The sequence below is a fragment of the uncultured Chryseobacterium sp. genome, from assembly GCF_913776365.1.
Classification (GTDB): Bacteria; Bacteroidota; Bacteroidia; order Flavobacteriales; family Weeksellaceae; genus Chryseobacterium.
Map to the genome: position 1 here is coordinate 1 of NZ_CAJYMO010000099.1, position 11,720 is coordinate 11,720.

An 11,720-nucleotide genomic window follows, 5' to 3' on the forward strand; every position below is an offset into this window, starting at 1 on the left:
TGTTACATTGATACATTGTTACATTTTATAAAATGGGTCGACAAATTGCCATTACGGGAATGGGTATCATCTCGTCTATCGGAACCGGTGTGGAAGAAAACCTGCACTCGTTAACCACCGGGAAGCATGGGATCTCAGAGATCAGCCTTTTTGAAACCAGGCATGCCGGACATATCAAAACCGGTGAGATCAGGCTTTCCAATAAAGAACTGCTGCAGAAGCTTCAGCTGAGTGAAGACAGCAATGCCACGAGAACTGCCCTGCTGGGGATGGTAGCGGCCAGAGAAGCCGTGGAACATGCCGGAATATCTGATATCAATGCATACAGGACCGGCCTGATCTCCTCCACCAGCGTAGGCGGAATGGACATCACTGAAAAATATTTCTATACCTATGAAGATTTTCCGGAAAAGCAGAAATATATTGATGCCCATGACGCCGGCAACTCTTCCCTGATGATCGCAGAGGATCTCGGGCTAAAAGGCCTGGTTTCCACCATCAGCACCGCCTGTTCTTCTGCCGCCAACGCCATCATGATGGGGGCAAAGCTCATTAAAAACGGAGTACTGGACCGGGTGATTGTCGGCGGTACCGATTCGCTTTCAAAATTCACCCTGAATGGGTTCAGTACCCTGATGATCCTTACGGATTCTTATAATACGCCTTTCGACAATGACCGGAAGGGCCTTAACCTTGGGGAAGCAGCCGCTTTCATCGTTTTGGAATCGGATGAAGTGGTGAAGAAAGAGAATAAAAAAGTACTCGGTTATCTTTCAGGCTACGGAAATGCCAATGATGCACACCATCAGACGGCCTCTTCCGAAAACGGGCAGGGTGCCTTCCTGGCCATGGAAAAAGCACTTGCCGTTTCAGGCCTGCAGAAGGAAGAGATCGACTATATCAACGTTCACGGAACCGCGACACCGAATAACGATTTATCAGAAGGTATTGCCATGATCCGCATCTTCGGCGAAGGCCAGGTTCCGGATTTCAGCTCCACCAAAGCTTTTACGGGCCATACCCTGGCTGCTGCTGCTGCCATTGAAGCCGTATATTCGCTGCTGGCCATTCAGCATAACCTTATTTTCCCGAACCTGAATTTTAAAACCAGGATGGAAGAATTCGATCTTACACCGGTTACCGCACTGAAACAGAAAAACATTCATCACGTCCTTTCCAATTCATTCGGATTCGGAGGAAACTGTTCAACCTTAATTTTCTCCGGATCATGAGTACCGTTTATATCAACAGCGCAGCCTGCATTTCGGCACAGCCTACGCTCGAACAAGATTTTATGCAGCTGCTGCAACCCGAAAATTCGGTGCAGGTGCTGAAAGCCATAGAACCTAATTACAAGGAATTTATTCCGCCTGCTATGATCCGCAGGATGTCCAAGACCGTAAAGATGAGTTCTGTAGCCTCGCAATATGCTTTAATGGAAGCCGGCATCAGTCAGCCGGATGCCATCATTGTCGGGACGGGAATGGGCTGTTCACAGGATTCTGAAAAGTTCCTGAGAAATATTATCGACAATAATGAGGAATTCCTTACCCCTACCTATTTCATCCAATCGACACACAATACGGTAGCAGGACAGATTGCTCTGGGATTGCAGTGCCATGCGTATAACTTTACCTATGTGAACACTTCTTCGGCACTGGAATTTTCCTTTCTGGATGCACGGCTACAGATCCTTGACGGAGAAGCCGAAAATGTGCTGGCAGGATCAACCGATGAAGAAACCGAGCGCACGATTGAACTTCACTGCCTGAATAAAAACATCAAGAAAAAAGAACATCTCCCTGCCGATTTCCTGAACTCCGCTACAGAAGGGGTCATCTGGGGTGAAGGAGCCAGCTTTTTCGTGCTCGGAAAAGACAAAACCGAAACTTCTTATGCGAAACTGACGGATGTACATATCATCAACCGGCTGGAAACGGAAGAAACAGAAGATTTCATCAACGGATTTCTGTTAAAGAACGGTTTCAGTGCCCATGATATTGATGCGGTAATACTGGGCTTCAGCGGCGATGCGGAATCCGATGTTTATTATAAGAAAGCAATGGCCCTGTTTACGGATTCCATTTTGTTGTATTACAAGCATTTAAGCGGGGAATTCAATACAGCCAGCGGTTTTTCAGCCTTTATGGCCTGCCATATCCTCAAAGGCCAGAAGATTCCGGACGCGATGAGAATGAATGAAGCAGAGAAGAAAGAGGTAAAAAATATTGTACTCTACAATCATCTCGGCGGCAAAGACCATAGTCTTGTTTTGCTGGAAAAAGCTTAACTTTTATCATTGAAATTTATGAAAGACAAAATGATCCATAACAACGATTTTAAAAATTGGTCTGAATTCATTTCAAATAAAATAAAAGCAGCCCAAACAAAAACAGCATTCAAAATCAATTCGGAACTGCTAACCCTATACTGGGAAATAGGGAATTCGATTATTAAACAGCAAAAACAAAAAAAATGGGGAAGCAAAATTATTGATCTTTTAGCCGATAATCTCGCTGAACACTTTCCCGGAAATAAAGGTTTTTCTGTACGTAATTTAAAATATATGCGGTCTTTTGCAGAAGCCTACCCACATTTTCCAATTGTGCAGGTGCCGCTTGCACAAAAAGAAAATCATTTTATGCAAATACCGCTTGCACAAATTACCTGGTATCATCATATTAGCCTATTAACTAAAGTAAAAGATATTACGGAAAGAGCCTTTTACATTTCTGAAACCGCTAAAAACGAATGGAGCAGAAACATAATGCTCTTGCAGATACAATCTGACCTTTATTCAAGAAGCGGGAAAGCACTAAATAATTTTGAGCAGACATTACCCGAATATCAGTCTGATCTTGCTAAAAGCATTTTCAAAAGTAATGTAAAGCAGGATAGGTTGTATCGTAAAATATTATATCTTTATACCTAGTCTCAAAAAACGATTTTATACTGTTGTAATATTTATTATTTCATTTGTTGTATTATCTAATGAGGTAAAGAACGGAACCAAGTCCGGATCTATCCACTCTATTAAATTGTAAAGCTTATTTTTAATATCGATTGCCACTGAACAATCAATATTATTGTGTGTGAAACATATAGGCTCACAATGATTTATTCTATTTCTGAAATTTCTTATATCATCAAGTTTTGAATAAATGCTAGCTCGATCTTCAATTCTTGGTTTGTTTGGAAAAACATACAGAGATTGTCCGCGAATTAAAGTATAATGATGACGTAAAAAGAATGCAATCCAAAACCCGAAATTTTGATCAGAAATTACTTTTCCACTTGTTATGGCTATCCTTCGTCTAATCAAACTATTTTCAACATTTTGAACTGAATTTCTCATAAAGTAATTCGAAAACCTAAGAGAAGCATGACTCATAAATCCAGATTTTTCGTTTATTATCCAGTCTGGATCTGAAAAGTGGGAAGACATTTGAACACATAATGCATTTCTAAAGATTACCTCAAATTGACTTAATATAGGATGAAATGCCTGAACCAACTTAATATTACCAGTGTATAAACGCTCTGCTCTCACATTGTCATTGCCTGTAGCAGCTAAATAACGATTATATCTTGGGAGAGATAAATATTTATTTCTTAATTGTATTCTCATATATTTTGCAATTCCGAATTATTTTCTTACATTTGCAAGAGATAGACTTAATAAAGCCTCTTTCCTTCGTGGAAACGTAATTAAGTATAAGATAAAAAAGAGCTTCTTTATTTGTAAAGAAGCTCTTTTATTTTATAAAATCATTTGATTGTTAAAAAAGATAATCTCAAAAACGATGATAAGTAAAATTAAATATTGATAACGAAGAAATACAATGAAACATTATTATTTTATTCTGTTCTACCTCTTCTGTAACGTTTTCATTTATGCGTTTCAGGGGAGTTTCTGGGTCTATCTGTTCTGTTTCCTGATGTTTTCAGCATCCGTTATCTGGGGATCGTTTGATATCGGGCTTGGCTATTTTATGAACAGTACCCTCCGTAAAAGAACAAAAATAAAGGAAATCGCCCTGACTTTTGATGACGGCCCCACTGAATTTACACCGAAATTTCTGGATCTGCTGAAAGAGCACCATGTCAAAGCTACCTTTTTCTGTATCGGCAGGCAGATCGGGCAATATCCTGAAACCTTCCGGCGGATTATTGAGGAAGGCCATACGGTAGGCAACCACACCTTATCACATGCTGCAAATACAGGGTTTTTATCTGCTTCAAAAATGATTAAGGAAATCGGAAAATGTGATGACATTATGCTGAAAACGGGAAATATTACCACAGACCTGTACCGGCCGCCTTTTGGGGTTACCAATCCGCATATTGCTCAGGCTATCGAGAAAACCGGTAAGAAAAGCATTGGCTGGAATGTCCGTTCCCTCGATACCGTTACGGAAGATGAGAAAAAAATTTACCGGAAAGTCACCCGACAGTTAAGAAAAGGCAGCATCGTCCTGTTTCATGATACCTCAGAAAAAACCTACCGGGTGCTGGCTGATTTATTAGTATTTTTGAAAAATGAAAACTATTCTACTTTCACCGTTGATGAGATTCCGTTTCCACAGGATGGAAGGAAATCCGGATGATTTTCAGCAGTGTGGGCTACATGACTCAGATCCGGTGAAAAACTTTGTATATTGAAGGTGATAAAGATGTGCATAAAGAAACAGTGCGGAAGCGCTTACCTGAAAAAGGTTAAATTTTTTCCGGGACTTAACTTACATGATTTAAATAGATCATAATACATAATTTCATGAAGAAAATCCGGAGATGGTATTCTCCGGTATTTACTAAAAAACAGGAACATGACTAAAAATATTTTTATACTTTCTTTTGTAATGCTTTCAGGCTTCTTCCTGGCGCAGAATACCGCCATGTCCGGAACTGAAGCCAAAGCATTTGTATCAAAAATTTCTGCTGAGGCCAAAGAAATAAAGACCCTGCAGGCGGATTTCATCCAGACCAAAAAAATGGATTTCCTGGATAAAAACATTGTCACCCAGGGCAGGATGTCCCTGAAAACCCCGAATATGCTGAGCTGGAGGTATACCAAGCCTTATCAGTACAGCATCGTTTTCAGGGATAATAAAATTTTCATCAATGACCAGGGAAAGAAATCTTCCGTGGATGCCAAAAGCAAAACTTTCGAAAAGATCAATAAGCTGATCGTGGGAAGCTCCAATGGACAGATGTTCAATGATCCTGAATTTTCAGTAGCCTATTTTAAGAATACAGGCTTCAACATCGCCCGGTTCACTCCGAAATCTGCCCAGCTGCTGAAATATATCAAACAGATCGAACTCCAGTTCCCGAAGAACCAGTCAACAGTTTCCCAGGTGAACATGACGGAGGCTTCGGGGGATACTACAGGCATTACTTTTAAAAATACCAGAATCAATGCACCGGTTGCTGCTTCGGAATTTAGCTTATAGCTTTGTTTTCATCCTTTGTATTTCCTGTAAAACCTTTACACTTACAGATGCCAGACCTGTTCTGAACACGGAAAAAAAGGTGGAAAACCTCTATTTTTCATCTAAGGAAGATTATGTTTATAAGTGCCAGATGGACATTTACAAAAATCATGTCAGCGGAATCCTGATCATTAAAAAAATCAACGGAAACGCTCACCGGGTAGTACTGACTTCAGATTTCGGGAATACATTAATCGATTTTGAAATTTCAGAGAACGATTTCAGGCTCCATTACGTGCTTCCTGATATGGATAAGAAAATCGTCATCAACTTCCTGAGAAATGACTTCCGGGAACTTCTGAGGCAGCAATACAAGGTCAATGAAAGTTTTGAAAGCGAAAATTCCAATATTTACCGCTCAGAAATAAATCAGAAGAAGTATTATCTGTTTTTTAATAAAGAAAACGGGTTGCTGGAACAGATCGTTTTTACGAAAAATAATAAGGAGAAAATCGATTTTACTTTTGAAGGAAAAAAACATATCTTCGCAGACCGTCTGAGCATCCAGCATAAAGACTTTAAGATCAACATTAAACTATTTCAGATAACCGAAAACGAATAAACTCACATGAAAAAAATTATTTTCTTATGTATTAGCATGATTTCAGGGTGGTCCCTGGCACAGGTAACTTTTAATCCCGGAATACGGGCAGGTGCCAATTTTTCGCATTTCACAAATAAGGCGCAGTGGTATTCCTATTTCGATTTTGATTATTCGAGCAATAACGATGCACGGATGGAATTCAAAAACAAAACCGATGTGTATCTGGGATTGACCGGAAATATCCGTTTTGCCCGGTTTTATGCTTTGCAGCCTGAGATCAACTATTCGAGACAGGGAGCAAAACTCGACACGAATATCAACAACTGGGACGGACAGACCCTTACAGCGTCCTATGTAAGTTTTCAGTTGATTAATAAATTCTATTTCAATAAATTCAATATTCATTTCGGGCCTACATTGGAATTTCTGGTGGAACAAAAAAATTTCAATGCCTCCAATACAGTCGATCTTGGAATTACAGCCGGGGCAGGATTCGACATTACTGAGCATTTCGGTGTGGAAGCCCGTGTAAAGAAAGGCTTTGTTCCGGTCTACTCTTTTTATAACGACCACTCCAATATCACATTCCAGACCGGCGTCTATTATACCTTTAACCTAAAAAAATAACTGTATGCAAAGCATTCTTACCGATTTTTATACGATACAATCCTGCGAACCTTCGGAAAACGGAAACTTCAATGCCCGGATTTTCCTGAATAAAGAACATGATATTTTCAAAGGTCATTTCCCGGGAAATCCGGTAACCCCGGGCGTATGCATGATGCAGATCGTAAAGGAACTGACTGAAGAATGTACCGGTAAGAAATTATTCCTGAAATCTGCTTCCAACGTAAAATTCATGGCCATCATCAATCCCTTTGAAACGCCGGACCTTGAACTTCAGCTGAATATTACCGAAGATGAAGAAAACATCAGGGTTAAGAACACCACCTCTTTTGGCGGGACTATTGCATTAAAAATGTCTGTGAACTACCAAAAGATTTAACGTATGAACTTCCTTTTTTCATTGCTTGCCGCCTGTATCCTTTTCTTCCAGTCTGGTCTGGAATCTTTAAGAAGCAGCTATGCAAAAGCACCTTCCTCCAATGCCGCTACGGAAGCCTTTATCAGTATGGCAGAGAAAGCAACAGGATCAGATCCTGCCATCCGCGGATACAAGGCAGCGGCTAAGATCATGGAAGCTAAAGTGACCAGGAAAGACAGGAAAGCATTGGTGAAAGCCGGAGCTACCGATCTGGAAAGTACGATCCGGTCCAATCCTTCCAATGTGGAACTCAGGCTGATCCGGTTGAGCATTCAGGAAAATATCCCGAAAATCGTAGGATACCGGGGAAGCCTTAAAGAAGACAAGGCCTACCTTCTTGCCCACTATGGAAAACAGAATGCTGCCATGAAAAATTACATCAGAAGATTTGCCGCGCAATCCAAAACCATGACGGCTGAAGAACGTGCGACCTTAAAATAACGCTATGACCCGTACCGAAGTACAGCAGGTGATTTCTGAAAAAAAAATCTGCATTGTCATTCCTACTTATAACAATGAAAAGACCCTGAAAAGGGTGATTGACGGCGTCCTGGAATATACCGGAAACATTATCGCCATAAATGACGGCTCTACCGATTCCACTCCGCAGATCCTGAAAAATTATCCACAGATTGAGGTAATATCCCTGCCGGAAAACAGAGGGAAAGGAAATGCCCTTAAAACAGGTTTCAGAAAAGCCATTGAATCAGGATATGCCTATGCTGTCACCATTGATTCGGACGGCCAGCACTATCCTGATGACCTTCCTGTATTCACAGAGGCACTTCTCTATGAGAAAGAAGAAGTGCTCCTGATCGGGAACCGCAATATGTCCCAGGACGGCATTCCCAAGAAAAGCAGCTTCGGCAACCGGTTTTCCAATTTCTGGTTCTGGTTTGAAACCGGCATCAGACTGGAAGACACCCAGTCCGGTTACCGGCTGTATCCGCTTCATAAAATCCCGAAAAAATATTTCACCCCAAAATTTGAGTTTGAGATTGAAATAATCGTCCGTACTGCGTGGCGACGCGTTCCGGTAAAAAATGTGCCGGTAAGGGTTTTGTATGATCCGGAAGAGCGGGTTTCCCATTTCAGGCCTTTCCGGGATTTCACCCGGATCAGCATTCTGAACACCATTCTGGTAGCCATTACGTTAGTTTATATTATTCCGCGAAATTTCATTCATAATTTCAGGAAGAAAAGCTTTAAGAGATTTCTAAAAGAAGATGTACTGGAAAGTGACGGCAGCAACCGCACCAAAGCTTTTTCCATTGCGTTGGGCGTCTTCATCGGATTTTCACCTTTATGGGGATTCCATACCCTGCTTACCATCTCACTGGCAGTCCTTTTCAGACTCAATAAAGTATTGGCTTTTGTCGCTTCCAACGTCAGCCTTCCCCCGTTTATCCCGTTTATCATTGCCGCTTCCCTGTTTCTCGGCGCTCCTTTTGTAGAAGGCGACAGCAATATCCTGAGCCGGGAACTGAATTTTGAGCTGATCAAAAACAACCTGGTACAATACGTAATCGGGAGTTTCATTCTGGCCATAGGGATGTCTGCCCTTTCCTGGATCGCCACTTTTGTTTTCCTGAATACGGTAAGCCCTGAAAAGTAACTCATTTTTTCTATCTATAACCGATCTGCTGCATAAAAAATGCAGAACCTTTCGGTCCTGCACAACTTAATAGTAAATGAAAAGCTAATACTTATTTTTTGGTTATTTTACGGGTCTGGCTTTTGCCGTTTTTATCTGTTACCACGATCATATAATTCCCGGGGTTCAATTCTTTCAGGGAAAGGGAATTCCTTTCAATTTTTGCCTGAAGCACCATTCTTCCGCTCATTTCATAAATGCTGGCCTTTGATGGCATAAAATTTTGACTGGCTGTAAAGTTCAGGTCATCTCCTACAGGGTTAGGATACACCGTAAAGAGTTCCCCGGTGGCGTCCGCTTCTTTCGTATTCAGGAATGTTCCTTCCACCACATTTAAAGTGGTATTGGGAGTTACGTTGTTAATGGTATCTACCATCCCGGACGGCCATTTCACGACTACTTTGGTAATAGCGGTGGCCTGCCCTATTCCGAAATGTACATTCAGGGTACTCATATTCTGGAATCCGGTTCCGCTCTGTACATCCCGGATCTGTTTACCCCAGGAACCATAGATTTCCACCCTGGCCCCGATACCGTTTCTGTTGCTTTGGATACCTTTCAGCGTTACTTTCAGCCATTTATTGGTGTTCCCTGCATTCATCATGATATTGTTGCCGTTCTGGACATCGAGGAATCCGTCATTATTGAGATCCCCGACGGGACGGTCGTACAGGTTGAAGTTATACGCAGTGGCGTTAGGAACAAAAGTAAAGTCTCCGTTCCCGAACATAATATTATTGCCTGCGCCCATCACATCCAGGAATCCGTCATTGTCAAAATCATGGGCTACAAATTCCCTTCCCAGTGCCGTGTTGGTATCATAGCCTGATCCGGCTGATTTATCCTTAAAGGTTCCGTCACCGTTATTTTTCATTACCCTGGTAAGCCCGTTGCTGGTGGAGTTGGCACCTACAACAGCGTCCATCCAGCCGTCATTGTCGAAGTCTCCCCAGGCGGATGACCAGGTTTGTACCGCATTGGCCATGTTGGCTGCGGCAGCCACGTTGGTAAAGGTTCCGTTCCCGTTGTTTCTGTGGAGCTCGTCGATATTTCCGCCGGGCCCGGAACCGCCGCCGCTGCATTTGGCAATAAAGAGGTCCATGTCACCGTCATTATCATAATCGATCCAGATGGAACCGTAATTTCCTCCGGAAGCAAAGTCACCAAGACCGCCCTGGTAATGGTTCAGGTTGGTCCCGTCATTCATATAAAACCTGTTCGGGGCATTGTCATCACAGGCAAAAGCATCCAGTTTACCGTCTTTATTGATATCCACAAAATTGGTCCGCTGGGTAAGGAATGACTGGGGTTTGCGGTCTGCCGTATATCCTGTGCCGTTAGCATTTGCTTTTACAAAGACAATACCGCTACCCGACCCATACATAAGATCATTGAATCCGTTGTTGTCATAATCTCCTGCAGCAATGCTCCAGGATGGGGTTACCGTAGTATTGGGAATCGTATAGGTCACGTTGTTGAAGCCGCCGCCGGGCTGCTGGTAGCCGATAACGATCTGGGTATTGCTGACTACGGAGACAATATCATCCAGATAATCCCCGTTCATATCCACCACGCAGTTGTTGAAGCTTCCGGCAATTGTTACAGGTACTGTGTTGAAAGATAATCGGCTGGAGACCACAGTTCCTTCAGCCAATGTAATATTGAATGCTGAAGCCGAATATTTGTTATCAAATACAATATAGTAGGTGGTCCCTGCCGTAGCATTGAAAGTCACCCGGGAATAAATTCCCGAATAGTCATCGTTTGCCGTAAGACAGGTAAGGGCACCGCAGTTTCCGGTAAATACCATCATCCGGGTATCTGAGACTGAGCCTGCGGAAGAAGTGTTTATGGTGACGGATTTATCGGTTACCGGGGTATATTTGTACCAGATCCCTTTGGTTCCGGCTGCTCCCAGGGAACATGCAGTGGGAGGTGCATCCCCGGTTACGGTCTGTGAGAGCACGGTTCCCGGAGCCAGCACGGTAGCCGTTGCACAGGTAAACTGGGCCGTCATCCAGGCCGTATTGAACATTCCTATGGAAAATAAGAGAAATTTTTTCATGTTGATCTGTTTTTATCAGGTTATATGATGACTTACGGACAATTCTGGTTGAGTGTACCGATCCATTGTTTTAAAAGCTCCACGCCCTCCTCATGAACCACAGTCCTTCCCAGCAGCGGCATACGGTCGGCTTCGTCAGTAGAGGAAAGCCTGAAATGCATTACCGATTTGGAAGGGTTGCCCGGGTTAATGATTTTCTCCAGCGACTGGTCTATTGGTTCATCGGCCATCACACATACTCCCAGATTCGTCAGATTGGACGTTTTGCTGAAGCTGAGCCGGATGGCACGGTAATCACAGCGCGCATTTTCCTGATGGCAGTGCGCGCAATTGATGTCCAGGTAAGACCGGAGGCGGATATCCAGCGGTTTGCCGGTATCTTTATAATTTACCGTGGAAGCGATATTGGAAGGATAGCTCTGAAGGTAGCCTTCATCCACCAGCTTCTGCAGCTGATTTTTCAGTCCGTTGGAGTAAGGATATGCTACATTCAGGTTCTGTGGCTTTACTCCGATGGGTACAGGCTTGTTGTCCAGTTTATGGCAGGCAAAACATTCCGTTTCAGAAGGAATCCGGTAGTCCGTTGTCAGCACGGCATTGTTTTCTTTTCTGAACGAAATATTCTTAAAGCTCCCGCTGGTGAAATCGGTACCGGTTACCAGCTCAGCTTCTGTCTGGGCGTCATTCCAAAGGTATTCGGCAAAAACCCACCCGCTGGATTTCCTGATCATCAGACGGGTTTCAATGATCTTCGTGGTATTTCCCGGCTGAATGGTATTGTAATAGAAGTTTTTAATCAACACCGTCCCTACCGGAAAATTCAGTGATTTATCATCCGTTTCATAACTTGCTTTGGTACCGGCAGGCATCCAGATAAATCTTTTTTTCAGGGCATAGTCTGTGAAAAGGGAGCTTGCAGG

At 42.8% G+C, this 11,720-nt stretch carries 13 protein-coding genes; 10 read left to right on the forward strand and 3 right to left on the reverse strand.

What is annotated here, in order from left to right; all coding sequences use genetic code 11:
- Positions 1-32: 32 nt before the first annotated feature.
- Genes QZ735_RS04935 through QZ735_RS04945 form a run of 3 tightly spaced genes read left to right on the forward strand, consistent with a single transcriptional unit; the run spans position 33 to position 2,932 of the window.
- A complete protein-coding gene (locus QZ735_RS04935; protein ID WP_294245011.1) occupies positions 33-1,232 on the forward strand; it encodes a beta-ketoacyl-[acyl-carrier-protein] synthase family protein in 1,200 nt (399 codons plus the stop codon).
- The gene (locus QZ735_RS04940; protein ID WP_294245014.1) at positions 1,229-2,290 is read left to right on the forward strand and encodes a beta-ketoacyl synthase N-terminal-like domain-containing protein; all 1,062 of its coding nucleotides are present in this window, start codon (positions 1,229-1,231) and stop codon (positions 2,288-2,290) included. Before QZ735_RS04935 ends, QZ735_RS04940 begins: the two co-directional genes overlap by 4 nt.
- 18 nt (positions 2,291-2,308) lie before the next feature.
- Positions 2,309-2,932, forward strand: a complete 624-nt coding sequence (locus QZ735_RS04945) for a DUF1016 N-terminal domain-containing protein (protein ID WP_294245017.1) — start codon at positions 2,309-2,311, stop codon at positions 2,930-2,932.
- 15 nt (positions 2,933-2,947) lie between these two features.
- Here QZ735_RS04945 and QZ735_RS04950 read toward each other — a convergent pair whose 3' ends face one another.
- Positions 2,948-3,628: a hypothetical protein gene (locus QZ735_RS04950; protein WP_294245021.1), complete on the reverse strand. Its 681-nt coding sequence runs from the start codon at positions 3,626-3,628 to the stop codon at positions 2,948-2,950.
- 214 nt (positions 3,629-3,842) lie between these two features.
- Between QZ735_RS04950 and QZ735_RS04955 the strand changes: the two genes are divergently transcribed.
- The 7 genes from QZ735_RS04955 to QZ735_RS04985 all read left to right on the forward strand — a co-directional run bounded on the left by QZ735_RS04955 (position 3,843) and on the right by QZ735_RS04985 (position 8,696).
- The gene (locus tag QZ735_RS04955) at positions 3,843-4,607 is read left to right on the forward strand and encodes a polysaccharide deacetylase family protein (protein WP_294245024.1); all 765 of its coding nucleotides are present in this window, start codon (positions 3,843-3,845) and stop codon (positions 4,605-4,607) included.
- Between the two features lie 219 nt (positions 4,608-4,826).
- Positions 4,827-5,453: an outer membrane lipoprotein carrier protein LolA gene (locus QZ735_RS04960; RefSeq protein WP_294245025.1), complete on the forward strand. Its 627-nt coding sequence runs from the start codon at positions 4,827-4,829 to the stop codon at positions 5,451-5,453.
- A gap of 130 nt (positions 5,454-5,583) precedes the next feature.
- Positions 5,584-6,054, forward strand: coding sequence for a hypothetical protein (locus tag QZ735_RS04965; protein ID WP_294245027.1), 471 nt, complete (start codon positions 5,584-5,586; stop codon positions 6,052-6,054).
- Positions 6,055-6,060: 6 nt separating this feature from the next.
- Complete coding sequence (locus tag QZ735_RS04970; RefSeq protein WP_294245029.1) at positions 6,061-6,663, forward strand: outer membrane beta-barrel protein; 603 nt, start codon at positions 6,061-6,063, stop codon at positions 6,661-6,663.
- 4 nt (positions 6,664-6,667) lie between these two features.
- Positions 6,668-7,042, forward strand: a complete 375-nt coding sequence (locus tag QZ735_RS04975; protein WP_294245031.1) for a 3-hydroxyacyl-ACP dehydratase — start codon at positions 6,668-6,670, stop codon at positions 7,040-7,042.
- A gap of 3 nt (positions 7,043-7,045) precedes the next feature.
- Complete coding sequence (locus QZ735_RS04980) at positions 7,046-7,522, forward strand: hypothetical protein (protein WP_294245034.1); 477 nt, start codon at positions 7,046-7,048, stop codon at positions 7,520-7,522.
- A 4-nt stretch (positions 7,523-7,526) separates the two neighbouring features.
- Positions 7,527-8,696 (forward strand): DUF2062 domain-containing protein, encoded by a 1,170-nt coding sequence (locus QZ735_RS04985; RefSeq protein ID WP_294245037.1) that lies wholly within the window; start codon positions 7,527-7,529, stop codon positions 8,694-8,696.
- Between the two features lie 91 nt (positions 8,697-8,787).
- Here QZ735_RS04985 and QZ735_RS04990 read toward each other — a convergent pair whose 3' ends face one another.
- Both QZ735_RS04990 and QZ735_RS04995 read right to left on the reverse strand, forming a co-directional pair.
- Positions 8,788-10,800: an FG-GAP-like repeat-containing protein gene (locus QZ735_RS04990; protein ID WP_294245042.1), complete on the reverse strand. Its 2,013-nt coding sequence runs from the start codon at positions 10,798-10,800 to the stop codon at positions 8,788-8,790.
- A gap of 32 nt (positions 10,801-10,832) precedes the next feature.
- Positions 10,833-11,720, reverse strand: an 888-nt coding sequence (locus tag QZ735_RS04995) for a hypothetical protein (RefSeq protein WP_294245044.1), incomplete at its 5' end; no start/stop codon positions are given.

What these genes read in the sequence shown, in the direction of transcription:
- QZ735_RS04955 (WP_294245024.1), top strand. Translation starts at nt 3,843, where the DNA reads ATGAAACATTATTATTTTATTCTGTTCTACCTCTTCTGTAACGTTTTC.
- QZ735_RS04960 (WP_294245025.1), top strand. Translation starts at nt 4,827, where the DNA reads ATGACTAAAAATATTTTTATACTTTCTTTTGTAATGCTTTCAGGCTTC.
- QZ735_RS04970 (WP_294245029.1), top strand. Translation starts at nt 6,061, where the DNA reads ATGAAAAAAATTATTTTCTTATGTATTAGCATGATTTCAGGGTGGTCC.
- QZ735_RS04980 (WP_294245034.1), top strand. Translation starts at nt 7,046, where the DNA reads ATGAACTTCCTTTTTTCATTGCTTGCCGCCTGTATCCTTTTCTTCCAG.
- QZ735_RS04950 (WP_294245021.1), bottom strand. Translation starts at nt 3,628, where the DNA reads ATGAGAATACAATTAAGAAATAAATATTTATCTCTCCCAAGATATAAT.
- QZ735_RS04965 (WP_294245027.1), top strand. Translation starts at nt 5,584, where the DNA reads ATGGACATTTACAAAAATCATGTCAGCGGAATCCTGATCATTAAAAAA.
- QZ735_RS04990 (WP_294245042.1), bottom strand. Translation starts at nt 10,800, where the DNA reads ATGAAAAAATTTCTCTTATTTTCCATAGGAATGTTCAATACGGCCTGG.
- QZ735_RS04940 (WP_294245014.1), top strand. Translation starts at nt 1,229, where the DNA reads ATGAGTACCGTTTATATCAACAGCGCAGCCTGCATTTCGGCACAGCCT.
- QZ735_RS04985 (WP_294245037.1), top strand. Translation starts at nt 7,527, where the DNA reads ATGACCCGTACCGAAGTACAGCAGGTGATTTCTGAAAAAAAAATCTGC.
- QZ735_RS04975 (WP_294245031.1), top strand. Translation starts at nt 6,668, where the DNA reads ATGCAAAGCATTCTTACCGATTTTTATACGATACAATCCTGCGAACCT.
- QZ735_RS04945 (WP_294245017.1), top strand. Translation starts at nt 2,309, where the DNA reads ATGAAAGACAAAATGATCCATAACAACGATTTTAAAAATTGGTCTGAA.
- QZ735_RS04935 (WP_294245011.1), top strand. Translation starts at nt 33, where the DNA reads ATGGGTCGACAAATTGCCATTACGGGAATGGGTATCATCTCGTCTATC.